General features: G+C 39.1%; 25 protein-coding genes and 1 pseudogene. 15 read left to right on the top strand and 11 right to left on the bottom strand.

The features are described from left to right. The first annotated feature begins 87 nt into the window (after positions 1–87). The 5 genes and pseudogenes from gcvP (at position 88) to PESP_RS14130 (ending at position 7,754) form a co-directional block, all read left to right on the top strand. The gene (gene gcvP / locus PESP_RS14150) at positions 88–2,979 is read left to right on the top strand and encodes an aminomethyl-transferring glycine dehydrogenase (protein WP_089348604.1); all 2,892 of its coding nucleotides are present in this window, start codon (positions 88–90) and stop codon (positions 2,977–2,979) included. Positions 2,980–3,271: 292 nt separating this feature from the next. After that, positions 3,272–4,419: pseudogene (locus PESP_RS14145) on the top strand (IS3 family transposase). Positions 4,420–4,462: 43 nt separating this feature from the next. Continuing rightward, positions 4,463–5,947: a hypothetical protein gene (locus PESP_RS14140; RefSeq protein WP_089348603.1), complete on the top strand. Its 1,485-nt coding sequence runs from the start codon at positions 4,463–4,465 to the stop codon at positions 5,945–5,947. Positions 5,948–6,372: 425 nt separating this feature from the next. After that, positions 6,373–7,347 (top strand): transposase, encoded by a 975-nt coding sequence (locus tag PESP_RS14135; RefSeq protein WP_089348602.1) that lies wholly within the window; start codon positions 6,373–6,375, stop codon positions 7,345–7,347. A 65-nt stretch (positions 7,348–7,412) separates the two neighbouring features. Further along, positions 7,413–7,754 carry a hypothetical protein gene (locus tag PESP_RS14130; RefSeq protein ID WP_089348601.1) on the top strand — a complete coding sequence of 114 codons (342 nt, stop codon included), beginning with the start codon at positions 7,413–7,415 and terminating at the stop codon, positions 7,752–7,754. Positions 7,755–8,052: 298 nt separating this feature from the next. Here the strand turns inward: PESP_RS14130 and PESP_RS14125 are convergent, their stop codons facing one another. Next, entirely contained in the window at positions 8,053–8,361 is a 309-nt protein-coding gene (locus tag PESP_RS14125) for a hypothetical protein (RefSeq protein WP_089348600.1), read from the bottom strand. Between the two features lie 48 nt (positions 8,362–8,409). Continuing rightward, a complete protein-coding gene (locus PESP_RS14120) occupies positions 8,410–8,604 on the bottom strand; it encodes a hypothetical protein (RefSeq protein ID WP_089348599.1) in 195 nt (64 codons plus the stop codon). 129 nt (positions 8,605–8,733) lie between these two features. Between PESP_RS14120 and PESP_RS14115 the strand changes: the two genes are divergently transcribed. Further along, a complete protein-coding gene (locus PESP_RS14115; RefSeq protein ID WP_089348598.1) occupies positions 8,734–9,480 on the top strand; it encodes a CPBP family glutamic-type intramembrane protease in 747 nt (248 codons plus the stop codon). 181 nt (positions 9,481–9,661) lie between these two features. Here the strand turns inward: PESP_RS14115 and PESP_RS14110 are convergent, their stop codons facing one another. Further along, positions 9,662–10,015, bottom strand: a complete 354-nt coding sequence (locus PESP_RS14110) for a lipoprotein (protein ID WP_089348597.1) — start codon at positions 10,013–10,015, stop codon at positions 9,662–9,664. A gap of 158 nt (positions 10,016–10,173) precedes the next feature. On the opposite strand from PESP_RS14110, the gene PESP_RS14105 reads away from it, so the two are divergent. Together PESP_RS14105 and PESP_RS14100 are read left to right on the top strand one after the other, a co-directional pair. Next, positions 10,174–11,406: a Vgb family protein gene (locus PESP_RS14105; RefSeq protein WP_089348596.1), complete on the top strand. Its 1,233-nt coding sequence runs from the start codon at positions 10,174–10,176 to the stop codon at positions 11,404–11,406. A gap of 372 nt (positions 11,407–11,778) precedes the next feature. Then, positions 11,779–12,273, top strand: coding sequence for a hypothetical protein (locus PESP_RS14100; protein ID WP_089348595.1), 495 nt, complete (start codon positions 11,779–11,781; stop codon positions 12,271–12,273). A gap of 195 nt (positions 12,274–12,468) precedes the next feature. Here PESP_RS14100 and PESP_RS14095 read toward each other — a convergent pair whose 3' ends face one another. After that, positions 12,469–12,714, bottom strand: a complete 246-nt coding sequence (locus tag PESP_RS14095; protein ID WP_089348594.1) for a DUF4235 domain-containing protein — start codon at positions 12,712–12,714, stop codon at positions 12,469–12,471. Between the two features lie 305 nt (positions 12,715–13,019). Next, a complete protein-coding gene (locus PESP_RS20620) occupies positions 13,020–13,253 on the bottom strand; it encodes a hypothetical protein (RefSeq protein WP_245852083.1) in 234 nt (77 codons plus the stop codon). A gap of 263 nt (positions 13,254–13,516) precedes the next feature. Here PESP_RS20620 and PESP_RS14085 point away from each other — a divergent pair, with 263 nt between their 5' ends. Then, entirely contained in the window at positions 13,517–14,107 is a 591-nt protein-coding gene (locus tag PESP_RS14085; protein ID WP_089348593.1) for an acyl carrier protein phosphodiesterase, read from the top strand. Between the two features lie 59 nt (positions 14,108–14,166). Here PESP_RS14085 and PESP_RS14080 read toward each other — a convergent pair whose 3' ends face one another. Genes PESP_RS14080 through PESP_RS14070 form a run of 3 tightly spaced genes read right to left on the bottom strand, consistent with a single transcriptional unit; the run spans position 14,167 to position 15,882 of the window. Further along, positions 14,167–14,853: a DUF799 domain-containing protein gene (locus tag PESP_RS14080; protein ID WP_089348592.1), complete on the bottom strand. Its 687-nt coding sequence runs from the start codon at positions 14,851–14,853 to the stop codon at positions 14,167–14,169. 1 nt (position 14,854) lies between these two features. After that, a complete protein-coding gene (locus PESP_RS14075) occupies positions 14,855–15,202 on the bottom strand; it encodes a DUF4810 domain-containing protein (protein WP_089348591.1) in 348 nt (115 codons plus the stop codon). After that, a complete protein-coding gene (locus PESP_RS14070; RefSeq protein ID WP_089348590.1) occupies positions 15,202–15,882 on the bottom strand; it encodes a CsgG/HfaB family protein in 681 nt (226 codons plus the stop codon). Before PESP_RS14070 ends, PESP_RS14075 begins: the two co-directional genes overlap by 1 nt. Before the next feature lie 308 nt (positions 15,883–16,190). Here PESP_RS14070 and PESP_RS14065 point away from each other — a divergent pair, with 308 nt between their 5' ends. After that, positions 16,191–16,868, top strand: coding sequence for a glutathione S-transferase family protein (locus tag PESP_RS14065; protein WP_089348589.1), 678 nt, complete (start codon positions 16,191–16,193; stop codon positions 16,866–16,868). Positions 16,869–16,932: 64 nt separating this feature from the next. Here the strand turns inward: PESP_RS14065 and PESP_RS14060 are convergent, their stop codons facing one another. Next, positions 16,933–18,081 carry a hypothetical protein gene (locus tag PESP_RS14060; RefSeq protein WP_089348588.1) on the bottom strand — a complete coding sequence of 383 codons (1,149 nt, stop codon included), beginning with the start codon at positions 18,079–18,081 and terminating at the stop codon, positions 16,933–16,935. 209 nt (positions 18,082–18,290) lie between these two features. Between PESP_RS14060 and PESP_RS14055 the strand changes: the two genes are divergently transcribed. Beyond that, on the top strand, positions 18,291–19,658 hold the full coding sequence (locus PESP_RS14055) for an alkaline phosphatase PhoX (RefSeq protein WP_089348587.1): 1,368 nt from the start codon (positions 18,291–18,293) through the stop codon (positions 19,656–19,658). A gap of 246 nt (positions 19,659–19,904) precedes the next feature. Here the strand turns inward: PESP_RS14055 and dps are convergent, their stop codons facing one another. Beyond that, positions 19,905–20,420, bottom strand: a complete 516-nt coding sequence (dps, locus tag PESP_RS14050; protein WP_089348586.1) for a DNA starvation/stationary phase protection protein Dps — start codon at positions 20,418–20,420, stop codon at positions 19,905–19,907. A 368-nt stretch (positions 20,421–20,788) separates the two neighbouring features. Here dps and PESP_RS14045 point away from each other — a divergent pair, with 368 nt between their 5' ends. Then, on the top strand, positions 20,789–21,568 hold the full coding sequence (locus tag PESP_RS14045; protein WP_089348585.1) for a nucleoside-binding protein: 780 nt from the start codon (positions 20,789–20,791) through the stop codon (positions 21,566–21,568). 97 nt (positions 21,569–21,665) lie between these two features. On the opposite strand, the gene PESP_RS14040 is transcribed toward PESP_RS14045, so the two are convergent. Then, positions 21,666–22,445, bottom strand: a complete 780-nt coding sequence (locus PESP_RS14040; protein WP_089348584.1) for a DUF2189 domain-containing protein — start codon at positions 22,443–22,445, stop codon at positions 21,666–21,668. A 256-nt stretch (positions 22,446–22,701) separates the two neighbouring features. Between PESP_RS14040 and PESP_RS14035 the strand changes: the two genes are divergently transcribed. From PESP_RS14035 to PESP_RS14025, 3 genes are all read left to right on the top strand, one after another. Next, positions 22,702–23,535 (top strand): mechanosensitive ion channel family protein, encoded by an 834-nt coding sequence (locus tag PESP_RS14035; protein WP_089348583.1) that lies wholly within the window; start codon positions 22,702–22,704, stop codon positions 23,533–23,535. Positions 23,536–23,777: 242 nt separating this feature from the next. Further along, positions 23,778–25,850 (top strand): catalase, encoded by a 2,073-nt coding sequence (locus tag PESP_RS14030; protein ID WP_089348582.1) that lies wholly within the window; start codon positions 23,778–23,780, stop codon positions 25,848–25,850. A 106-nt stretch (positions 25,851–25,956) separates the two neighbouring features. After that, the gene (locus PESP_RS14025) at positions 25,957–26,427 is read left to right on the top strand and encodes a GFA family protein (protein ID WP_089348581.1); all 471 of its coding nucleotides are present in this window, start codon (positions 25,957–25,959) and stop codon (positions 26,425–26,427) included. The last annotated feature ends 115 nt before the right edge of the window (positions 26,428–26,542 follow it).

The following is a 26,542-nucleotide window of genomic DNA, read 5'->3' as shown; positions in this document are numbered from 1 at the left end:
TCCATACACCGTAAGTTTTTAAATCATCACATATTTTAATCAATACTAATTACCCGTTAGTATCTAGGATCATAGGAATCTAGACTCATGTCAAACGCCAAATCTCTTGAACAATTAGAGCAAAAGCAAGATTTTATTCGCCGCCATATTGGGCCTAGCCCAGCACAAGTAAGCGATATGCTAAGTGCTTTAGAAGTATCAAGTGTGCAAGAGCTGATCGACCAAACTGTACCTGCAAGCATTCGCTTAGAGCAGCCATTAACAGTTGGCGAAAGCCGTACTGAAGTTGAAACACTAAGCTACTTAAAATCGGTAGCAAGCAAAAATAAAGTTTTCAAATCGTACATTGGCCAAGGCTACCACCCAACGCACGTACCGCACGTAATTTTACGTAACGTACTAGAAAACCCAGGTTGGTATACAGCGTACACACCGTACCAGCCGGAAATTGCGCAAGGGCGTTTAGAGTCGTTATTAAATTTTCAAACTATGACCCTAGATTTAACCGGCCTTGATTTAGCAAGCGCCTCGTTACTTGACGAATCAACCGCTGCTGCAGAGGCAATGGGCCTAGCAAAACGCGTATCTAAAGCTAAAAAAGCCAATGCCTTTTTTATCGCCGACGACGTACACACACAAACTATTGACGTAGTAAGCACCCGTGCTGAGCAGTTTGGTTTTGAAATAATTGTAGGCAAAGCAGCCGATGCTGTTAACCACGACATTTTTGGTGCGCTTTTCCAATACCCATCTACATCGGGTGAAGTAGTAGATGTAACCGACCTAATTGCAGGCGTACAAAGCAAAAAGGCCATTGCATGTGTTGCTGCCGACATTATGAGTTTATTACTATTAAAAGCACCGGGTAAACTAGGTGCCGACGTAGTACTTGGTTCGGCTCAACGTTTTGGCGTACCTATGGGGTACGGCGGTCCACACGCTGCATTTTTTGCAACACGTGACGCATACAAACGTTCATTACCAGGGCGTATTATTGGTGTATCTAAAGACCGTTTAGGTAACGACGCACTACGTATGGCAATGCAAACGCGCGAACAACACATTCGCCGTGACAAAGCTAACTCAAACATTTGTACAGCGCAGGTACTACTTGCCAACATGGCCGCGTTTTACGCGGTGTACCACGGCCCACAAGGCTTAAAAACTATCGCGCAGCGTATTCATCGCTTTGCTGATATTTTAGCTGCAGGCCTAAAAACTAAAGGTGTAGCTCTTAAGCACAGCACTTGGTTTGATACCCTAACAGTAGTAAGCGACAGTAAAGACGACGTAATAGCACGTGCCATTGCACAAGGCGTTAACTTTGCTACAAACCACGATGGCGAATACTCAATTTCAGTATCAGAAACCACAACACGTGAAGACGTAGCGCAGTTATTTGATATTGTACTAGGCGAAGGCCACGGCCTAAGTGTAGATAGCATCGCGGCCGATATTGAAGCAAATGGCAGCGACTCTATTCCTGCAAGCTTAGTACGCGATGACGAAGTACTAACGCATCCAAACTTTAACAGCTACCACAGCGAAACAGACATGCTTCGCTACATTAAGCGCCTTGAAAACAAAGATTTAGCGCTTAACCACTCAATGATCTCGTTAGGTTCATGTACTATGAAGCTAAACGCAACTGCAGAGATGATCCCAATTACATGGCCTGAATTCGCAAACCTTCACCCATTCTGCCCGCTAGACCAAGCAGAAGGTTACCAAATAATGATTAACGAGCTGCACGACTGGCTAGTTAACATTACCGGTTACGACGCGGTTTCACTACAGCCAAACTCGGGCGCACAAGGTGAATACGCAGGCTTGATCGCGATTCGTAAATACCACGAGTCACGCGGCGACGCGCACCGTAACGTATGTTTAATTCCAAGTTCAGCGCACGGTACTAACCCTGCATCTGCGCAAATGGCCAGCATGAAAATTGTGGTAGTTAACTGCGACAAAAACGGTAACGTAGACATGGCCGATCTTAAAGCGAAAGCTGAAGAAGTGTCTGAAAACTTATCGTGTATTATGATTACATACCCATCTACACACGGTGTTTACGAAGAAACCATTCGCGAAATTTGTGACATTATTCATGAGCACGGCGGCCAAGTTTACATGGACGGCGCAAACATGAACGCACAAGTGGGCGTAACAAGCCCTGGCTTTATTGGCTCAGACGTATCGCACTTAAACTTACACAAAACGTTTTGTATTCCACATGGTGGCGGCGGCCCAGGTGTAGGCCCAATTGGTGTTAAATCGCACCTTGCGCCATTTATGCCAAACCACAGCGTAATTAACGTACCGGGTACAAACATTAACAACGGTGCAGTTTCGGCAGCGCCTTACGGCTCAGCGGCTATTTTACCTATTTCATGGGCTTACATTACCATGATGGGCTCAGAGGGCTTAAAACAAGCCACCGAAATGGCCATTGTGAACGCTAACTACTTAACGCATGAGCTAAGCCAGCACTTCCCAATTTTATACCGTGGCCGCAACAACCGCGTTGCTCACGAATGTATTGTTGACTTACGCCCATTAAAAGAAGCGTCAGGCATTACTGAAATGGACGTAGCTAAGCGCCTACAAGATTACGGCTTCCACTCACCAACTATGTCGTTCCCAGTAGCGGGCACATTGATGATTGAGCCAACAGAGTCTGAGTCAAAAGGCGAGATAGACCGCTTTATCGAAGCAATGGTGTCTATCAAAGGCGAAATCGACAAAGTAATCTCTGGGGAATGGTCAATCGAAAATAACCCACTTGTGTTTGCACCGCATACACAAGCTGATGTACTTGGTAACGAATGGGATCGCGCGTATGACCGTTTTTACGCTGCATTCCCAGTGCCAAGCGTTGCTAAAGACAAGTTTTGGCCAACCGTTACACGAATAGATGACGTATACGGCGACCGTAACTTAGTATGTTCATGCCCAGCGGTTGAGACATATAGAGATTGATAATTTTTTGAATACGACAATTGTAGTTGGAAATTAGGTAATTGTAGTTGGAAACTGCAAACCTAGTTGGAAACTGAGTAAACAAAAACGAGCTCCTAAATAGAGCTCGTTTTTTTGGAAATTTGAAATATTCCTATACAGCTGAATTAATCATCGATGCTCCAAAGAGCTCTCAAATCTACATCATCACTATGGGCCGGTTTTCTTTATCATTAATATAGTCAACTTGGACTTCCCAGAATTTGCTAGTCACCCAGTGAGTTACATTGTAACTTCTTATTAGAGGTGTTTTATGAGCAAAGGCAAACGGTATACCCAAGAATTTAAAATAGAAGCTGTTAAACAAATTACTGAACGTGATTATTCAGTTGCTGAAGTATCAGAACGATTAGGTATTTGTACTAAAACATTATATCACTGGCGCAGCCAGCTATCAGATAAACCTAAATCGGTTAAGTCATCAGAAGAACAACTTAGGATTGCTAAACTAGAGGCTGAATTGAAACGTGTCACGGAGGAGCGGGATATTCTAAAAAAGACCGCAAGGTACTTTGCCAGCAACCCCGAGTAAAGTACGGCTTCATCCGAGATCACCAAGATGAGTTTTCCATTACTACGATGTGCCGCCTTTTTAAGCTGCATCGCAGTGGTTTCTATGCGTGGTTAAAAAAGCCTGTAAGTGATAGAGTGCTTGAAGATAGCCGCTTGCTTAAGCTTATTAAAGAGTTTTACGTTGCCAGTGGTGGCACTTAAGGCAGTCCTTGGATACACGCAGGTTTACGTGAAGCCGTTGAGCAATGTAGTGTTAATCGAGTAGCTAAGATCATGCGTCAACATAAACTCAAAGCGCAAACAGGTTATAAACGTCGCCATATTAAAAGTGGTAAAACATCACGCATTGCAGATAACTTGTTAGCTCGTCAGTTTAATCCTCCTGCGCCGAATCAAACTTGGGTAAGTGATATTACTTATGTGAGAACCTATGAAGGCTTCTTGTTTGTAGCAACTGTCATGGATTTATTCTCTAGGCGCATAGTAGGCTGGTCGATGGATAAAAACATGGGTAAGCACTTAGTGATTAAAGCATTGCTCATGGCAGTTTATCAGCGCCAACCCAAAACTGACGTATTGGTACATAGTGATCAAGGAAGCCAATATGGTAGTGCTGATTACTTAGCTTTTATGAAAGAACATAACCTTGTACCTTCCATGAGTCGAGCTGGGAATTGTCACGATAATGCAGTTGCTGAAAGCTTTTTTGCAACGATTAAAAAGCGGATAATTAAAAGGAAGATTTACTCAACCCGCAATGATGCGAAAGCAGAGATATTTAATTTTATAGAAATGTTTTACAATCCGAAAAAACGTCACTCGCATACAGGCGGTGTTTCACCTGCTAAATTTGAGGAAGCGTATTTTTCTGAGTTAGAAACTGTCTAGCGAAAGCTGGGAAGTCCAAAGTTAGAAATTAGAAATTAGAAAAATGAGAAATGAAAGTTTTTTAGAAAAAAGAAAGAATATCAAAAAGAAAAAACATGAAGAAAATATGAAAATGCGGGAAAAGAGAGAGAGAAGATTAGAGTTCTATTTGGCTTCAATCGCTTTCCCAATCGCTACTTTTATTTTGGGCTTCTTATCTTTTGATGCTACGCAAGATAGTTCAGAAAAGTCTTTGAAGTTAGCAATAGAGCATCACAATAAAAGTATGGCTCAAACCATTATAGCTATGAATGCAGCCACTGAAATGCATAAAGAAAACATGGAACAGGTTAGTAAGATTCACGCTCAAGTGCTAGATGCAAATTATAAAAACCTAGTACATGACCAAAACAGGGCAAGATATTACGAAACAATCTTATTAGTTTCTGAATCATTAAGAGCATTAGAAGACGAGTTTAACTTTTGTAATTTTTTTCATGTAGATATTCAAAAAGTATATTCTGATAATGAGAGGATTTACAGTAACTCTTTGTTTTTATTGGGAGATAATTATATTCATGAATGGATGGATAAAAACCCCAAGCTTGCCAAAGAAACAGCCTTAGATTTCGCAATCTGGAGCTTGAAGAATGAACATGAGATGTTAATTGATAACGGGCTTACATTTATTGAACCTAACATAAAAGAACGTGTAAAAAATTCAAAAGAATTTTCTAACTATTTAGAATTGAGAAAGGGGGTAACTAAATTTTACGAGTATATAGATAGAGAAGCAGAAATGGATTCATTTATTTTATTTAAACTCGATGAAATTACTCAATTTGTTAGCTCTAAAGAAACAAGTAAAGGTGAAAAAGTAAGTGAGGCTAAACTTGGTTTAGAAAAAGAGTACTCAGTCATTCTTAGAAAATCTAAGGTAATAGAAAAAGTATATGTAAATTTTAAACAATTAGGTGGTGAGTTCTCTGTTATCGCAGACCTTCTGCTATTCCCGGACTTCAATCTTCACATCAAAAGTCATGGCATTAGCTCTGCTATAGAACATTATGTCGAGTATGAAGATTCTCAATTTGCTCATTATAAATCTACGTTCCCAATGTATCGTTCAGAATCGGAGTTCTTGTTGTCTCATTACTATGATGTATTGATATGGAATCTAACTCTTACAGAGTCAATTTTTGATTATATGCGAGAAGTAAATTATGAGAAGCATGTCGCGAATACTGAAGTATTTACAGATATATTTAAGAGGATTGAGCGAAAATTAGAAGCCAAAAATGTAGGTAATCAATTTGTTTTACATAGATGCGAAAGTGCTTACCAAAAAGCTAAAACTAGTATTGTACGAACACTGCCTTTTATTGAAGGCATTGTAAATGCTAAAAACTTCAGTAATGAAAAACTATTGTCTAGTATATTTGAGACTTTAGGCCATTATGCGCCTAGCGACTTTTCTGAAATAGAGACCAAACTTGCTGAACGAAATTTAGGTGGGCCAGACTCTATTAGAGAAGATACTAAACTATGAAGCTTGTTGACTGCCAAATGAATATTAACGGCTAGTTTGTGTAAAAGATTTTGCTTCATTGCAGCGAAGACTTGTGGAACAATTTTAGAAACTTCACTTTTCTTTCTGGGTATTAAGCTTATTTTTAACATTGTTCTAGTAAAACTGAATAAACCATACTAACTAAGGGGTTATTTTTGAAAACCAAATGGGTCAAATCTTGACTTCATACATCAATGAAAACCAAAGGGGGTCAAATCTTGACTTCATGAAAACCAAAGGGGGTCAAATCTTGACTTCATGAAAACCAAAGGGGGTCAAATCTTGACTTCATGAAAACCAAAGGGGGTCAAATCTTGACTTCATGAAAACCAAAGGGGGTCAAATCTTGACTTCATACATCAATGGTCTAGATTTATAGTTTATTGCTCATTGAGTTTATTATTATGTCTAGACCGCTGCGAATAGAGTATGAAAATGCGTTTTATCATGTGATGAATCGCGGCAGAGGGCGTGAAAATACCTTTTTGAGTGATGACGATTTTAAGCATTTTTTATATTGCATTGAACAAGCAAGCCTTCGCTTTAATATTGAAGTGCATTCGTATTGTTTAATGACCAATCATTACCACCTACTAATAAAAACCCCAGATGCAAACTTAGGCAGAGCCATGAAACATATTAATGGTCTCTATACGCAATATTTTAATAGAACATACAATACAGATGGTGCACTGTTTAGAGGTCGCTATAAGGCTGTGCTGGTGGATGCTGATAATTACTTAGTACACGTTAGTCGTTACATACATCGTAACCCAATAGAGGCCAGTACACCGCTAGTAGATGAACTCATTGACTATAAATGGTCTAGCTATTCAGCTTTTATCAAAAAAACAGCGACGCCAAAATGGTTAGTTCGAGACTTTATATTTTCGCTGCAAGGTAAAAAGCGTAAATATGCTGCTTACAAACAGTTTGTTGAATATGAAAATAATGAAGAGATAAGCGCTTTTTATAGTGCTAAAAAGTTATTGTCGGTTTTGGGTTGTGAGGACTTTATTGAAAATATAAAAGACTATATTGCCAAGCCAGATAGCGAAAGAAAGCTTGTTAGTAAAAAGCACTCAGTAGATGATGTTATAGTTTACTTAGCTCAATACTTTAATGTTGAAGTTAATGAGATTATAACGGTTGAAAAGGGGCGAAAAAAGAAAAATTTACCACGCTGGTTTGCTATTAAATTATGCCAAGATTTAACAGGGTTAAATTTGCAGGCATTAGCAGCTGTTTTTAATGTTGAGCATTATTCGACGATATCGAAAGCTGTTGGTAGGTTGAATAAATTAATGGTTGAAGATGAAAAGGTTAAATTACAATTGGAAAAACTTCGAGATTGTTTAATGTCTGAAGTCAAGATTTGACCCCATTTAGGCCCTTATCCGAGTTTATTAAAATTTATTTTTATATATTTAAAAAGGAACTTTAAATGATGCTTAGTATTTTTTTAATGGCTTCGCTAAGTGCTGACTTTCATCTTGCTGGAAAAACTTCGGCGGGCTTAATGCTCTGTGAAAATTTAAATAATAAAGCCACTCTCAAAAAAATAAAAGAATATAGCAAGTTGCATAATGAGCTAAATAGTTATTTAAGCTCTGAGTTAGAGTCAAACTCTGATTTAAGTAATCGATTTTATAGTGCGCAGGTTGATTTTATTAATTCATTTGAAAATGCAGATAAAGAAAAATCTTTAGATGAAAGCTTATTAACTACAGAAAAGTGCCAAATACATATAAATAATGCAAATCAGTTGATAAAAAAGTTTCAGTGAAATGTTTTATCTTGGGCTTAACTTAATTCGATTACGAGCAATAATAGCATTCGGCAGGCGCCGACCATTCTACTTTTTGTGATTAAGGAGAAGTGTAAAGCCCTCCCCCTGTAATGCCGTTTAAAAATAATTTGATAAAGAAGCTAAAAGAACATTACCTCCATTTAATAACCGCAAAAGCTATATTCAGCGGGTTATAATTAAGGTCGATTTTATTGCCCTTATCATGTGCTTAAATTAGTAGTTATAAACTGTAGCGTTGCAAAGCTCTGCTCTAATCCTAATTTAAAGCCCTTCTTTAATCGTCAGGGCCTTTTAAGGTAAACACTAAATGTTTACGCATATCTTTTAAAATCACGCCTTTTTTAAGCATTGCGCCGCTTAAACGCTTTTGCCATTTTAATAAATCAGGCTCTGCGGCAGCTAATGCTTGCTCGCTTTCAAACTGAAAACAAAGCAGTAATGAACTTGGAAATAAGTGATATTCCACATCAAACCAACACTGCAACATGCCAGGGATTTCTTCGCGCCCTTGTGCTTCGAGTTTGTCGGCAACATTAAGCACAAGTGCTTGTTGTTTTACTTGCACTGCAGAGAGTTTTTTCATTATTAAAATCCAAATTAGCGGCTAATACATTCAGCCAGAATGCGGGCATTATACGCAAGCTTGTAGGCGTGCAACAACCGTAGGTTGGTTTGAGCGAAGCGAAACCCAACGCATAGCCAATGTAATAACCACAGCTAAAGATAAATACAAATACAATGCTATTACTTGTAGGCGCTTAACTTGCTGGCGTATTGGGTGATAGCTAAAAGCTTTACAAAAATGCTCTACATACGCCTCTGCCATCAATAAACCCCAAAGCTGCTTTAAGAATTAAGTAATTGTTTAATAGTATTTAATTTAGGATTACTATTAGGTACTACATAAAATAATAATAAAAGTAAGTGGCAATATGCTCTTACTAACGAGGTATACATGGAAGATGCATTTATAGCCGTATTTGCAAATGTCGGTGTTATTTTTATTTTAACTTTAATACTAAAAGCACTTAATAAAGTTGATATAAACATAACTTGGTCTTTGATCTCATTAGGGATTTTTACGTGTTACGTTTTTGCTTTATTCAGAGGCGCTGAAGTTATTCCTTTAGATATATTTTTTGCTGATTTGTCTTGGAATTGGTCTGGCAAGATAGCTGTAATTATTTTGTGGGGGTGTGTACTTTTCGCTCTAGCTAAATATAAACGTGGTTTTAGTATTGTCGATGCAGGTTTTACTTTTAGGCAGATTGAAGGCTCTACAAAGCCAGCTTTAATTGTTTTGTGCTTGTTTGTAATGTTACAAGCCATTGTTTCTTTGTTTTGGAGTGGCGAACCTCGTTATGATTTAGAAACATTACTTTATCAAGCTACCATGCCTGGGTTAGACGAAGAACCTATGTTTAGAGGGGTTTTACTATTTTGTATATCCTTAGCAATAGTATCAAAGCGATACTGTTTGGCGGGCGCGCCATTAAATGTAGGTGGATTATTGTTAGTCTTGTTATTTGGTTTGTTACACGGAGTTATGTTTAGCGATGGCGAGTGGCACTTTTTGTTAATCTCTATCTTATTAACGGGGAGTTATGGCTTTATATTACTGTGGCTAAGAGAGCGCACAGGGAGCTTAATATTCCCCGTTATTGCCCATAATTGCGTTAATGTTGTTGGGCAATTAATTTAAGGGGGAGGCTAAAATGTTTAGTCGTGCTAGATATGCAGTAAGAGCTATTGCTCTGGGCTCTTTTGCAAATTGTGAAAACACACGAGACCTTATAAATTAAAATGTTTTAAAGCATCAGGCTGCTGTTAGCGGCAGCCTTTGGTTGGAACTAAGTTACATCAAGTTGTACGTATTTTAAGTTTCACTGATGAACCTTAAGTTGCTTATTTCCTTCAAGGTACAAAGTATTTCCATCCCACCCTTGGTAAATTTTTGGGTTTAGGTAATCTATAGCGCCACTATTTTTTGGTAATAGAATCATTTTACCTATATAAGCTGTATCTCCCGAAACATAATATATTTTTCCATAGTATTCATTTGGTTCTAAATTTTTACTTTTATCTATTAAAGCAAATACACCTCCATCTAAACCGCCGACCCAAAATGCCTTACCTGGTACTTCATTTGGTTTATTAAGCACTTTAGATTCGCTATGTTGAATATCACAACCTGATAGATATATAAGGGCTAGTAATAGCCATAGTATTTTTTTCATTTAAGCTTTATTTATAGAGTTCTATTTTTGGAAAGTTCTTTAAATTAACACAATCCTCATAAAATCCACTAGAACGAAGTTTTGAAAAACAAAGCCAATAGCTCACATAGTAAACACTTTCGCCCTATGCTTTAATATTAAAAACAAGGGAGGGCGTTATGCGTAAAAATCGATTTTTATTTAATAAACACGTTGTGGCAATGGCTGCGCTAGGGGCTTTGGCTGCGCCGCTGCCTGTATTGAGTAATGAGCCTGGGGTATTAGTTGAGCAGCTTTGTGCCAGTTGCCATAGTTTAAACAACCTAGAGCGCAGTGCGGGTTATAGCCAAGCGGATTGGCAAACACTAATAAGCTATATGGTTGATACAGGCGAGGGTACTGCGCTTAGTCAAGATATAAGCACGTATTTGGCAAAGCACTACCCTGTTAACACTAAGCGTGAGTCAACGGTGGTAAAAGGCGATTTAAAACTTAGCTTTAAATACTGGCAAGTTCCTACGCTTGGGCAGCGCGCTCGTGACCCCGTGCAAGGTAAAAACGGACTTATTTGGTGGGTTGGCCAGTGGGGCAATATTTTAGGTAGGTTAAACCCTAAAACCGGTGAAATGAAAGAGTACACTTTGCCAAGTGGTACGTACGCGCACAGTGTATCGCTTGATAAAAACCAAACCCCTTGGTTTTTAGGCAATAAAAATGGCACGGTTGGGTATTTAGATTTAAAAACCGAAAAATTTAAAGTGTATGAAATGCCTGATAAAAACGCCCGAGACCCACATACTGGCGTGTTTGATAACGCAGGCATTTTTTGGTTTACCCTGCAGCACAGCAACATGGTTGGTAAGCTAAATCCTAAAAGTGGCGATATTCAACTGGTTACTTTGCCCACTAAAGGCTCGCGACCTTATGGTATAAAGCTTGATTCAAACGGGACGCCTTGGGTGTCGTGTAATGGCAGTAACTGTTTGGTTAAAGTTGATAAAAACACCATGGCGCTTAGCGAAATAAAACTCCCTGGTGCTAAAACCCATACTAGGCGCCTTGCTATTACACCTGATGATATGGTGTTTTATGTAAACTCTGGCATGGGCAAACTTGGCCGCTATAACCCTAAAAACGGCAATATCACCCAGTGGGATAACCCAAGCGGTAAAAACAGCCATCCGTATGCCATTGAATATGCCGACAGCGCTATTTGGTTTAATGAGTCGGCTAAACGCCCCGAAACGTTAGTTAGGTTTGATCTTAATACCGAAACCATGCAGAGCTGGCAAATTCCGAGTAAAGAAGGCGTTTACTCTGGCCTAATTAGGCACATGCGTATGGGTAATAACGGTCTCATTATTCATCAAACAGCGACCAATCAATTAGCCGAAATTACCTGGAGTAAGTAATAATACCAATCCGCAATAATACTTAATCATTTTTAGGGGCTAAACGTGTCGCTATCTGCGTTAAAAAATTCTCATATAGAACAACTAAATAGCGAATTTTTTGCCTTGCTATCAACACGCTTCTCCATCCTCAAAATAGATCACTTAATTAAGCGGGTTGGTATAACTTTATTTTTATGAAAGCTGTGGGCTGTTTGCCAGTAAGTTTAGTTTTTAGGTAGGAGTTTTTTACAAAGCTCAGCAACTTTTACCTTTTAAATAAGCTAGTTAGCACTGGCTTTATATTTAACGTACTGATTTTTAATGGTTAAATATCTGGTTTGGGTTTTGCTTAGTAATATGTGTATTTTTTAAATTTAAAAAGGAGTTATTATGAGTACCGTTATTACTGGGTTATTTGATAATGCATCACAAGCAACACTGGCTATTTATAGATTAGAAGCGCTAGGCGTTAGTGAAGCCGATATAAGTGTTGTAGCCAACGACTCATACGCAAAGGAAGATTTTGCTGTTGATGAAGGAACCAAAGCTGCTGAAGGCGGAATTTTAGGCGCGGCTTCAGGTGGTATTATTGCTGCAATTGTAGGTGGTTTTACTGCTGTAGGAATTGTTGCAACAGGTGGTACAGGTTTACTAGTCGCTGGTCCATTAGTGGCTGCATTTGCTGCTGGTGGCGCAGGCGCTGCTGTTGGTGGTACTTTAGGTGCTGCAATTGGTGCGTTTATTCCTGAGCACGAAATTAAATATTATGAAGATGCGATTGAAAAAGGCTCTATTTTAATTGGTGTTAAGTACAGTAGCGATAATCAGAACGCTATTGAAGAAATACTTAACAATGCAGGGGCAAGCAACGTATCTACTGCATAATTATTTATTGATTTAATAAAAAAGGTGAAACTTAGTTTCACCTTTTTTTGTGCTAATTTTTAAATAGAGTAATCAATATTATTAATTTAATTAAGCGTGTTTTGGCACGCGTTATTTATAAAGCTAGCAGCAAATATCTCTTATAAAAAATAAGTATTTATAAGAGATATTTGTTTATAAGAGAGATGACTTTGGCTACTTAGATTTACGCTTATCTAGTACGTAACGTACGGCCATTCTTGCAGCGCCCGCTCCAATACCTGAGACTACCGCCCATGTAACGGCTTCTTTAAGATCTGTGCTCTCACTTGGTTTATCTTTAGGGGCTGGTTCGTTGGTAACCTTTTCCCACGACTTTTGTAAAGTTTTCCTTGTTAACATACCAGCAGAAGCAGCAGCGAGACCTATACCTATCGTCGTAATTAGTTGTTTATTACTCATATTGTCCTCGTTTTATTTAATAGCGGCAGAGTTATTAGTTGTTAACTCTTAAAGTAAGAATATTAATAACAGCAATTTACGTACCGATAGACGTTTGAGGATGAAAAGCACAGCTATTAACTAAAGGGTTATTTTACTTATGCTTAGCAATAATATTAAGTTTGCGTTTCAGTACCTAGTAAGGCGTTAATGTAGGCGAGTTCTTCACTAAAAATTCCGTTAAAAAATGCGCTTTGCTCAATGATTACAGCGTCGTTTGGTCGGGCTTTGTATTCTTGCTGGCACCTTACAAGTTCGGTGGTTAATCATTGGCAGGTATTGGTAGCTGAGTTTATTGCAGTTTTTAAAAACGACGACCATTTTATTTTTTGTAAATTAAAGCGATAAAGCATAACTGCAATAGCCCCATAAGCTTGCTGCTCTAGCGAAGGCACATCTTCACTATTTACTGAAAGGCAGCTTAATAGCTTGGTATTGATTAGCGCTTGTTGCAGTGCAGCGTGTTGTGATTGACTTAAAAAGTTGTTTTGGTAATCCATGTAAGGCCTATATCTGCAAATAGCAGGGCAATATAAAAAGAAAATTAGCAAAGTATTTTACGATTTATGCGCACCGAAAAATGAGCAGTAGTGATAACAAAATAAGGCTGACCCTTTACTGAATTAATAAAACACAATTGTAATTGGCAAGGGCGTTTATAACTTTTGGTGCTTTTATTGCTTTACTTTGAGAGACCGGCATCTGAATTTTAGATAAATTTAAGTTACCATCAAAATGTATTAACTACCAAAACAGAGGACATGTGAATTATTTAGCTCACCTTTATTTAGCAAAGCCTACAGCCGATTCGCACTTTGGAAATTTACTAGGTGATTTTGGTGGTAAAAGGCATGTAGAACAATTGCCAAACACAGTTAAAAACGCGCTAAACAACCATTACTTAGTCGATAAATTTACCGACTCTCACCCGTTAGTAAAAGAAGCCAAACAGTACTTTTCACCCGAGCGTAAGCGCTTTGCAGGCGTGGCTATTGACGTGGTGTTTGATCACTTTTTAATTATGCATTGGCAGCGCTTTAATCAGCAGCCTTTAAGCGACTTTAAGTACAATAGCTTTGCGCTTTTAAATAAACGTATGCCTATTATGCCGCCGCGCATGCAACAGGCTGTAACCAGTATGACCAAAAACGATTGGTTTAAAGAGTACGAAACAATTAATGGAATAGGGCTTGCGCTCGATAACATAGCCAAACGCATTCGTTTTACTAATAACTTTGCGGGTACTGCAGAGGATATAACGCGTAACTACCATGAATTAGAAGCGGTATTTTTAGCATTTTTTCCTGAGTTAATTGAGCATGTGAAAGAAAGCGGCCTTGAGAGCGGTTATTAAAAAAGCCGAACTACATTTAGTTCGGCTTTTTTCATTTTTAGGTTAATAACTGTATTCCGTTACTGCTTCTTTTCGCTAGGTGCTGGTTGACCGTAGTTAGGTGAACGTGGTCCGTACAGAAGGCCGTTATAAGCATCAGACGATAGTAAACGGGTAGAAGTAATCGCTGCAATTTCAAACCCTTTGTCGGTTACTGTTTCTGCTATTTGATTAATAGCAGCAACTACAAGCATGCCAACTAATCCGCCACCGCTATTATTTTGCTGTTCTGCTGAAGAAGCCCTTGCAGTACCTTGCCATAGCTGTTCGCCTGAACGTAAATCTACTAATGACGCTGATACAGTTACAGCGGTTTCGCTAGAAATTACAACATAACTCGTACCATATTCTTCAATAGTAATGTATAGAGCAGTGTCAGCACCAAAAATATCATGTAGTTTTTTTACTGGTACTTGGTGTACATCGCTTGCAACTGTGAGGCCATTGCCCTTGAAGGTTTGCTCAACAAGAGCTACTGGAAATACGTAAAAACCAGACTCAGCAATAGGAGCAACCATTTGGGTCATAACACTGTATGGGGCTATAACTTCAGGTGTATTATTTAATGGCGGTAAAATAATTACTGAATGAGGATCAGCTTGCTTGAATGCGGTGTAATCGTGTGCTGGTGGAGGCGATACACACCCTGCAAGAAGTGCTAATAGTGCTAATAGTGCTGCCGTCGTAAGTGTTTTCAAATTAAACATGTTAGGCACCTTTTGCTGAGTTTAAAAGAAAGTCTATATACTGAACTGACTCTGGGAAAAGTGTTTTTTCAGTTTCAAAGTGAGTAGTACCTAAAGAAGGATTACCTGTTTCAAAATAGAGCATACCTAAGTGAGCATGAAGGCCAGGCGCAACAGGTTTGTTTTTACCCGCAGCTTCACTAATTATTTGCTCAAGCATACTAATTTGTTCTTCAGCTGATACTTCATCTGCTTTTAGGTAGGCATAAACTGCAGTGCTATAATCGCCGTAATAATAAATTGGCTCTTTAGTTGAGTTACAGCCTGCTAGGGCAGCACAGACCACAACAAGAGATAATAATTTTTTCATTATTTATTACCCCACTGACCTGATTCTAAACCAGTAACAAGCTTATTAACTACTTCACGAATCGCTAAATCAAGCACTTTTCCGTTTAAAGTAGCATCGTATGAAGCTGTACTACCAAATCCAATAACTTCGCGCTCAGATAAGCTGTATTCGCCAGCGCCTTGAACTGAGTAAATAACTTCTGAAGTTGTTACGTCAACAATATTTAAGGTCACTTTTGCATATGCAATTTGCGATTTACCTTTACCTAATAAGCCAAACAGTTGGCGATCGCCTATGGCTTTTCGACCAAACTCTGTTACATCCCCAGTTACCACAAATTTAGCTCCGCTAAGAACTTGTTTAGTCCCTGTTAACTTTGCTTCTTCTGCAAGGGCTGCCATATTGTCACGATCGAGCACACTAAAGCGATTTGTTTGTTGTAAGTGGCTCATTAGTGTTGTTTTTGCTTGGCTGCCTAATCGGTCTTGGCCTGAGGAAAAAATACCGTTTTGAAAGCTAGAGCGATTTACAAATTGGCCTACGACCAATTTGCTTTTTGTACCAGAGTAGGTTGTGTTGTAGCTTGCTACAGTTGGCGTTTCAACTACTTTTGACGATGTAGTTGCACAACCAGATAACGTAGATGCAGTTAATGCAGAAATTATTATTGTTTTAATGTGTTTATTGCTTATGCGCATAAGTTTTTTATATCCGTTTAAATAAATGCAGAAGTAATCTAGAAAGGAGCTTGCACAAGTATAAAGTTTAAGAATCCATTCTAAGCGACTTTATAAACAAAAACCTTTGTAAACGCAATGTTATTAATGATTTAACTTTAAATTTTTAGTGATGTAAAAATTGTAATTCATGCAACTTTATTCATCTACAAGTTATCTTTCTAAAGATGGTAAGGCTCAATGTGAGTATTTCTAAGTTAAAAAAGCATAAAATTGAACGATCGCTCAATTTGTGGTTTAATTGGTGATACTACTTTTAGGAGCGTTTTATGATCAAATTTTATTTTCACCATACACCTAACCCAATGAAGGTTGCTTTGTTTTTAGAAGAAACAGGGCTGCCGTTTGAACTTGTGCCACTTGATACGTTAAAAGGTGAGCAACATACACCTGAATTTAAAGCCATTAATCCTAATGCAAAAGCACCTGCTATTGTTGATGGTGAAACTCGTGTGTTTGATTCAAACGCTATTTTAATGTACCTAAGTGAAAAGCACGATAAGTTAGCAGGTAAGGTGGAAAATCGCGCCGAAATGCTCTCATGGTTAATGTTTATTGCATCGGGCCTTGGGCCGTATTCTGGGCAAAGTGTACACTTTAGACACATGGCGCCAGAAGGGCTTGATTACGCGGTTAACCGATACTTGCGTGAAGCACAGCGCCATTACGAAGTGCTTGATACACACCTTGAAGGCCGGGACTTTATAGTGGGTGATGAATACACCATTGCTGATGTATCTGCTTGGGGTTGGATTGATAAAGCACCAGTAGTGCTTGGTGAAGAAGGCTTAGCACCATACCCTAATTTAAAACGTTGGTTTGAAAGTATTGATAGCCGCCCAGCGGTTGCTCGTGCGCGCAAAATAGGCACCGATGTGGCCTTTAAAAAAGAGTTTGATGAAGAAGCCAAACGCGCGTTTTTTCCATCTAATTACCCTAAAGGTTAATACCGAGGAAAGTAAAAAAGGGCAATATTGCCCTTTTTTATACACTTAAATTTACTTTCATAACTTACAATGCGACTAAGCTTTGCTCTAGCATTGCCTTAATTTGTTTAACTATTTTTGCTTCTGTTTCTGGCTCAAACTGTTGTATACGTGGAGTATGTATATGCCCCGTTGGTATGCTTGAGTTAAGCTCATCGCGAAGGCGTATGCTGCGGTACGATATTTCGTTAGATAAATAACCACCTCCGCCGCCATTTACTGCAACACTATTTTTAAGCGCGCCGTACGAAGGCGCTTTAAAGGTTTGATCTAGCGTGGTGACTTCTCGGTTGTCGATCACTTTATATGGGCCTTTGGCGTTTTGCATGTAACTTAAAGGCAAGCTAAATTTTACAAACTCATTGCCAGGTAAAGGGCGGCCATTTAATTTAGGTATAACAGGGCTGGTTTGCGTGCCGCCGTATACAATATTGGCGTTGTCGGGGGCGGTTACGCTGCGGCGCTTGCCTGGAAAGTGTTCTAGGTCAAACTCGGTTCTGCCCATGCTAACTGTTACCACCATGTCTACATTATTAAGTGCGTAGTAAGGGGCAAGGAGTGACTCTATGATGCCTTGATCAAAGTCTTCGTAGCGAACAGGCACCATTACTGTATTAATTTCGGCGCTCACGTCGTTGTAATTAATGATTTGCCCGTCAAGCAACAGCGCAGCTACGCCGGAGGGGTTACTTTGGTTTATGTTTTTATCGAGTAAAAATGGGTCAAATCCCGTTAGTATAATTTTTTTATTACTACCAGATGAAAAGGCTAAATCGGTACGGCCACGGCTGCCTTCTTCAAGCATGGAAAGTAAGGTATTTAACTGAGCTGCAGAGGGCGAAAAGTTAGGTGATGTACTACGTATTACTTTACTTGAAAGTAAACGCGCCCAGTAGAGCTCTCGGTCGTCGTAGTTGTTGGTTTTTATAATGCGTTGTTTGGCACTTTGCCATAATTCAAAGCTGTAGCTTTTTACTAATTTTTTAGCATCGTTAAAGTTATTTAATGATTTAAACTGCTGCTCAAAGGTTGTTATTTGTGAGCTAAAGGCATTTAAAACCTTTGGCATTGCTGTTTTTGCTTTATTAATTCGTTGTTCTTCAACGGTGAGGGGGCTACTTAAAGCGGCGAATGAAGAGGCAATTAAGCTTGTCGCTAGTAATACTTTGATCATGATACTCCTAATTAAGCCGTTGTTTTATGAGTAACTTACTATCCTATTATTATACCTTTAGGGCAAATGAATAAGTTTAATCTACATGTATTTGGTATACATGGTATGTTACAACATTACAATTTGATGAATTTATCAAAGCGCTGCGTTTTTAGGTAGCAAATTACTTTATTATAAGTTGATTAATACAAACACACGGGATTTATAAAATGGTTTCTAGAAGAGAGTTTTTACTCAGTGCGGGTACATTAGCATTTTTAGGCTTATCGCGAAGTGCCATGGGTATAGTAGCACTGCCAGAAGTAACAGCCAAATTACCAGCTTACGGCCCATTACTTGCCGATACTAATGCATTGCTTGATTTACCAGAAGGGTTTACTTATCAGGTTATATCTAAGATTGGTGATAAAATGGATGATGGCCTAGATGTACCCGACAGAGCCGATGGTATGGGCTGTATTACATTAGATAATGAGCGTGTTGCGCTTGTACGTAACCACGAATTACAGCCGTTACATATTGATACTGCGTCTGCTTTAATTAGTAACCATAAAACACCTTTAGCTTATGATTCGCTTGAAAATGGTGTAGCGCTACCGGGTGGTACAAGCCATATTATTTATAATTTAAAAGAGCAAAAACGCGAGCAAGAATATTTATCCTTGTGTGGCACAATTAGAAATTGCTCTGGTGGTGTAACGCCTTGGGGAAGCTGGCTTACCTGTGAAGAAACCGTTATGGATACTAAAGACGGCCTTAATAAATCACATGGTTATGTATTTGAAGTACCAGGCAATGCTAAGGGTTTAGTAACTCCTGAGCCATTGTACGATATGGGTCGCTTTAATCACGAGGCTGCAGCAATAGACCCCCGCACCGGCATTGTTTATTTAACAGAAGATAGAGGCGATAGTTTATTTTATCGATTTATTCCTCATCAACGCGGTAAATTAAACCAAGGCGGCCAGCTTCAGGCTATGGTTATTAAAAATCAGCCGCAGTTTGACAGCCGAAACTGGAGTGCTTCAGCAATGCAATTGCACAGCGATTTGGCTGTAGAGTGGATTAATTTAACCGATCCTAAAAGCCCCAACGACGATTTAAGAAAACAAGGTCACAACAAAGGCGCTGCTTTGTTTGCCCGTGGTGAGGGTATTCATTGGGGTAATAGCGAGCTTTACTTTTGCTGTACAAATGGCGGGGCAAAACAGCTAGGGCAGGTAATGAAGTATCAGCCATCAATACATGAAGGCACCGACCAAGAAAGCGCAAGTCCGGGTAAAATTCAGTTATTTGTAGAGAGCACTAATGAGTCTCTTTATAATTTTGGTGATAACTTAACAGTTGCGCCAAACGGCCACTTAATTGTGTGTGAAGATCAATACACAGAAACAGTTAACAATCATTTAAGAGGGGTTACGCCAAAAGGAGAGGTGTATAACTTTGCAAAATTGCATGCACAAAGTGAATTGGCTGGGGCGTGTTTTTCACCTGACGGAAAAACGTTATTTGTAAATGTATACATGCCAACTAAAACGCTTGCTATAACAGGCCCTTGGGATAGTTTTAAGCTTTAATAGTGGGTAAAAAACACAAACGCTTAGCATAGGTATGCTAGGCGTTTGTATTTTAACAATCCTTGTAGTTATTCCGTTAGTAAGCGTTTATCATCCTTGCTGCTTTTATTACCGTCCTGTATGTAATAATCAACGAGTCCTTGTAGGTTTTGCGTCATCCTGTGCCTGCTTTGTAACGTATCCTTGTAGATTTATTAGTCCTTTAATGTTTTTAACAATCCTTGTAGCTCAAAGCAGGCTTAAATATTAATGATTAAGTTTGCCAGCAGACGATTCAATGTGTGCACGTACAAACCACTGAAATTGCTCTAAATCGCCAAGTTGGCTGGTGATCATGTCTTCAGATACAGGATCTAGCTCAGATAGAGTTTCAATGGCTTTACGGTGATCGCCATTAACGCCTGTGTAAACTTTATCTAGTGCTCCTAAATGTTCTACAACAAAGGCCTTGCCTAAAGAGTACTCGTTCCATGAGCGGCGCTCTACAATTGATTGAGGTGTACCTTGCGGTGTACCACCTAAAGTTGCAATACGCTCAGCAATGGTGTCGGTCATTTCGCGAACAGCGTCAACTTGTGGGTCTAACATTTCATGAACACCAATAAAGCTTGGTCCCACTACATTCCAATGAATATGCTTTAAAGTAAGTTGCAAGTCTAAAAGGGCAACGAGTCTGTTATCAAGTGTTGCAATAGTTTGCTTTGCTGCTTCGTTATCCATACCTGGGGCTGTAAATTCAATTGGATGTTGTGAGTTACTCATAATGTCTCCCGTTATATAATTTGCTGCATGTAGCCTTTGCTACTACTAAACTTACCAAACATGAAGCAAAGCCTGTGCCTACCTAACAAATCAAAGTTAAGTTATTGATATTTAATGTATTTATTTGCTTTGGTTTGTTTTTATTAATTAGCTAGGTTAGAGATATAATGAATTTTGTGCACTTGTTTTTGTAAATTATGCACACTACTAAGTAATTCTTAAATTTAAAAATAGAGGCGCTCATAATTTAGTGCTTATATTGGTTATTTTTTAAAATCTAATCTCTTTTTATTACCCAAGCCCTTTAGTTAGTAAATGCTCACTGGTATACTCCTGCCGCATTTTAATTGGGGTTCTGTTAATAATATATGAATTTTTTAAAAACACTGTTTACAACACTTATACTGCTTTTGTCGCACTCAGCATTGGCAGAAAACTGGAGCGTTACACAGCTTCACACAAATTTTGGTGATGCCTTAAACCCTTTTACAGGGGAGTCGTCATTTACACGCACATACACTATAGAGCATGCATCTGAGCATGACTTAGGTGATAACTACTTTTTTATCGACTTTTTAAACGACAGCCTTACCGATGGTTTTCAAGATACGGGTATTTATGGCGAGTGGTACACAACACTTAGCTTATCTAAAGCACTTAATACCTCTTTAAAGTATGGCCCAATAAAAGATACAGGTTTAGTGTTTGGTATTAATGCAGGCGAAGAAGGCTTAATGAAATACACGCCCGGTATAAAGTTAAGTTGGGACGCCCCTGGATTTGATTTTTTAACCACAACTTTTGCTGGATACATCGACGCTAACGGTGGCGTACAAAAAGATCAGCTAGCTAAGCAAGATAACAGTATTTTTATAGACCTTGCGTGGGGCGCTCCTTTTTCGTTAGGTAGCCAAGCATTTTATTTTACTGGCCACGTTGAATATATTTCAGGGCGTGATGACGAGCAAGGTAGCAAAGTAAACGAATGGCTGCTTGCGCAGCCCGCAGTGCATTGGGATGTTGGTCAAAACTTTAATTTAGATGCTAAGCAATTAATGGTTGGGGTTGAGTGGCGTTATTGGTACAACAAGCTAGGTACTGATGAAATAGAAAACCAACCATTTTTACATGCTATTTGGGTTTTTTAAGTAGTATGTTTTAAGCATTTTAAAACGAACAAAAAAATAGCGCCTAAGGCGCTATTTTTATTTACCGTGGTTGTTAACTCATGTGGTTGGTAAAGTGTTACTCGTATCCGCGAGGCTTTTTAGTTTTAATAACAGCTATATAGGCATGCCAACTGGCGTAGCTAAGTAGCGGCATAATAATAATAAAGCCTGTCGCACCGGTAGCAAAACCAATAGCTACCAATAAAAATATACAGATTGACCACACAACCATGGCAGCAAAGTTAGTTTTTACTGCATTCATAGAGCTGATCACTGCGGTCATTATATCAACGCGGCGCTCCATCATAATTTGTGGGGCAAATGCCGAAAGCGAAAATACCGTTACTAATAATACGCCGCCAATAATACTGCCCAGTGTTAAAAACGCCGATAGCTCTTCAAAGGTTGGGTTGGCGTGGCTTGGGTATAAAGCGTGTACTAATGCGGCTAAGCGCATCCAAGCAATCATTATTACCATAAGCAATATAGCAAACCCCCATTCACCTACGGGGTTTCTAAACATCGACTTAATAGAATGTGCAAACGTTGGTTTATGGCCTTTTTCGAGTTCCCATGCTACATCGTATAGCCCTGCTGCAAATGCGGGACCTATTAAAGCAAAGGCAACGGTTGCTGGCAAAATAACTAAGTAGGTACCTGTAAACACTGCTGAGTAAACAATGGCAACAGGAATCAGCGTAAATATAACGCCATAAATAAGGCTCAGTAGCGGTGCGCGCGCCATGTCTTTAAACGCAAGTGCAAGCCAATGAAAGGCCGCAAAAGTGTCAACTTTATTGCATTCAATACAGCGAGCAAATTCTGCATGTTTATTAATAGTATTTGTTGTTGGCATAACAATGTTCCTTAACAAAGTGTCTCTTTAAGGTTTAGAACACATTGGCTTTATTTACAAATTGAACAATATGTACGCAACAAATGTAATTTGTGCTCACTTTATAATCGCCTTAAGTTTTATTTAAGCTTAATAACTGCATAAAAATTAAAAAAGGCTACTTCCTCATTATAAATTCGTAATTTAGTTAATTAAAAGTTAATATTACGTTTGTTTTTGGTTTTTTAATTTACAACTAGTTCAACAGGAAGCAAAAATGGACGACATAATAAATAATATAGATGTAAACCAGTACCTACCTGCAGCACTTAATTGGGCAACTAATATTCTGCTAGCAATTGTTATTTTACTTTTAGGTTTGTGGCTTGCAGGTAAAGTAAGAGGGATAATTATTGGCTTGTGTCACAAGTACACTCATTTAGACGACACTTTATTTCGCTTTTTGGGCAGCATGGCCCGTTACATTATTTTAGCGTTTGTATTTATTGCCGTGTTAAATCGCTTTGGTGTACAAACGGCTTCAATTATTGCGTTATTAGGCGCTGCAGGTTTAGCAATTGGTTTAGCATTGCAAGGCGCTATGTCTAACTTAGCTGCAGGCGTAATGTTACTCATATTTAGACCTTATAAAGTGAATGATTTTATTGAAGCAGCAGGGCGCTTTGGTAAAGTAACTGAAGTAGATATGTTTACTACAATTTTGCAAACGTTCGATAATCAGCAAGTTATTATTCCAAATAGCCAAATTTGGGGGGCGCAAATTATTAACCACTCGCACCACCCAATTCGTGGTGTAGATATGCACTTTGGTGTGGCATACGATGAAAACACCGACGCAGTTCGTAAAGTAATAGATAGTGTATTAGAGGCGCATCCACATATATTAAAAGACCCTGCACCATTTGTAGAAGTAGAAACACTTAATAACAGCTCAGTGGACTTTTTAGTAAGGCCGTTTTGTAAAGGTGAGCATTATTTTGAAATTATATACACAGTGCCTGAGCTTATTAAAAAAGCCCTTGATGAAAACAATATAGAAATTCCATTCCCACATCGTAAAGTTATTTTAGTTAACGAGAATAAAGATTAGCTAAATCTAGAACTGCATAAACCTAAGAGCACTTTTACGTGCTCTTTTTTTATGTGAAAAAGTTACATACCTGTGTAACTTTTTCTTTTTTTAAATCCTCTAAATACTACTTTTTTGCCTATATGGCCCTTTTTTACTAGGTTGTATGGCTGGTCTTTATTTTGCATTTGCAAGGTCGCTTTTAGTTTTAAAGCTCATAAAAACTAATAACCCATTAAATCAAACTGTATGAAGGACTAAACATGGCTGAATCATTTAAATACTCAGGTAATAAAGGGCATGGCGGCGAGTTGCATCAAAAGGCGTCGGATGAACACCCTACCATGACCACCACGCAGGGCTGTCCTGTAAGCGACGATCAAAACTCATTACGTGCAGGCAAGCGCGGCCCTGGATTGTTGGAAGATCATGTAATGCGCGAAAAGATCTTTCACTTTGATCACGAACGCATTCCTGAGCGTGTGGTACATGCCAGAGGTTATGGCGCACACGGATATTTTGAAACATACGACACGCTTGAAGATTTAACCTGTGCAGATATTTTTCAGCGAAAAGGTGAAAAAACACCAGTGTTTACTCGCTTCTCTACGGTTGCAGGTAACAAAGGATCGCCAGATTTAGCACGTGATGTACGCGGTTTTGCTGTTAAGTTTTATACCCAAGAGGGAAACTGGGATTTAGTGGGTAACAATATACCTGTATTTTTTATTCAGGATGCAATGAAGTTTCCTGATCTAATACATAGCGCTAAAGCTGAGCCAGATCGTGGTTTTCCACAGGCGCAAACAGCGCATGATAACTTTTGGGATTTTGTGAGCTTGTCACCTGAGTCAATGCACATGGTTATGTGGGCAATGTCTGATAGAGCTATTCCGCGCTCTTTACGCTTTATGGAAGGCTTTGGCGTTCATACTTTTAAATTTATTAATGCCAAGGGCGATGAGAAATTTGTAAAATTTCATTGGAAACCAAAAGGCGGAATGCAATCGGTAGTATGGAACGAGGCACTTAAGCTTAATGGCGCCGATCCTGATTTTCATCGCAGAGACATGTGGGAATCTATTGGCAACGGCGACTTCCCTGAGTGGGAGTTAGGTGTGCAAGTGTTTGATCAGCAATTTGCTGATGAATTTGAATTTGATGTTTTTGATGCCACCAAACTTATACCTGAAGAGCAAGTGCCAGTACAAATTGTTGGCCGCATGGTGCTTGACCGTGTTGTAGACAACTTTTTTGCAGAAACAGAACAAGTCGCATTTTGTACTCAAAATATTGTACCAGGGCTCGACTTTACACCCGACCCGCTACTTCAAGGTCGTAACTTTTCGTACTTAGATACTCAAACTAAGCGCTTAGGCGGGCCTAATTTTACGCACATTCCGGTTAATGCTCCTAAATGTCCAATGCGTCATTTTCAACAAGATGGCCACATGGCAATGCACAATCCAAAAGGGCGTGTAAATTACGAACCAAACTCGTGGAGTGGCGGTGAAAATAACCCGCGCGAATGCCCTGTACATGGCTTTAAAAGCTCAAGCGAGCCTGAAGTAAGCGGCGGTGATAAATTACGTTATCGCTCAGAAACATTTAGCGATCATTACAGCCAAGCACGCCAATTTTATTTAAGCCAAACAGACGTAGAGCAAGCGCATATTCAATACGCGCTAGTGTTTGAGCTTTCTAAAGTTGAGCATTTACCAATACGTGAGCGTGTGGTTTCGCACTTACTTAATATTGACGATACGTTAGCGCAAGAGGTTGCCAAAGGCTTGCGCTTACAAGAAATGCCAGAGCCGGCAGAAGCCGCAATGCCAACTCGCGATGACTTACCTACTTCAGATGCGCTTAGCATTTTAAAAAATGCGCCTAACACCTTTAAAGGCCGCAAGTTAGGTATTTTAGTAAGCGATGGCTTTGACGCAGATATTTTTGATTCAGTTGTAAATGAACTTGAAGCCGAAGGCGCAAACTTTGAAATTATTGCAGCGCAAGTTGGCGGCGCATGTTGTAGTAAAGGCAAGCACATTGCTGCGGACCAAGTAATTAATGGTGGCCCTTCGGTATTGTACGATGCAGTAATGGTACTGGCGACTCAAGAAGGCGCTGAAAAACTTGCTGGTATTCCTGAGGCTAAAGACTTTGTAAACGATGCATTTGCCCATATGAAATACATTGGCTACACGCAAGAGGCAATGCCTTTATTTAAAGCGGCAGGCCTTGATGGAAAAGCAGATGATGGTTGGGTAGATTTAGAGGCGCATTCAGCCGATAAGTTTATTGAAGTGCTACGCAATTTAAGGTTTTGGCAACGTTAATAAACGAACCCTTTGTACTTAAAAAAACCACCCCTGTAAAGGGTGTGGTTTTTTTATGGCTTAATGGTTATGGTATTAACTCTCAAAATAAACAATTGGATTTATTATGAAGCTCAATGGCTCATGCCACTGTGGCAAAGTGAAATTTACGGTTAACTCAAAACACCCTTATCCTTACAATTTATGTTATTGCTCTATTTGTCGTAAAACCGCTGGGAGCGGCGGATTTGTTATTAATTTAAACGCGCAATACAGCACGCTTGAGGTTACAGGGCGAGAACACATCACTGTTTATCATGCAAAAATAGGCGATAAAACCAGCCCTGCAGAGCGTCATTTTTGTAAGCATTGTAGTGCCAACTTATGGTTATACGATGCACGTTGGCCAGAGCAAGTTCATCCTTTTGCTGGTGCAATAGATAGTGAGTTACCCATACCCCCAGAGCGGACTCATTTAATGCTTGGTAGTAAAGCAAACTGGGTAAATACACCCATAAATAAAGGTGATAAGCAATTTGAGGAGTACCCTGATGAAAGTATTGCTGCTTGGCATCAACGTTTAAACCTAGAGCAATAATGTATTCAGTTTAATGCACTACACCTTAATGCACTACACCTTAATTAATAGGCGTAAATGGCTTTTATAAATATGCCTAACTAATTAGTATTCATGGGGGTAGTGCACCAAAAAT

Origin of the sequence: Pseudoalteromonas espejiana DSM 9414, assembly GCF_002221525.1 — a bacterium.
Taxonomy (GTDB): domain Bacteria; phylum Pseudomonadota; class Gammaproteobacteria; order Enterobacterales; family Alteromonadaceae; genus Pseudoalteromonas; species Pseudoalteromonas espejiana.
This window is presented reverse-complemented; position numbering and strand designations above follow the sequence as displayed.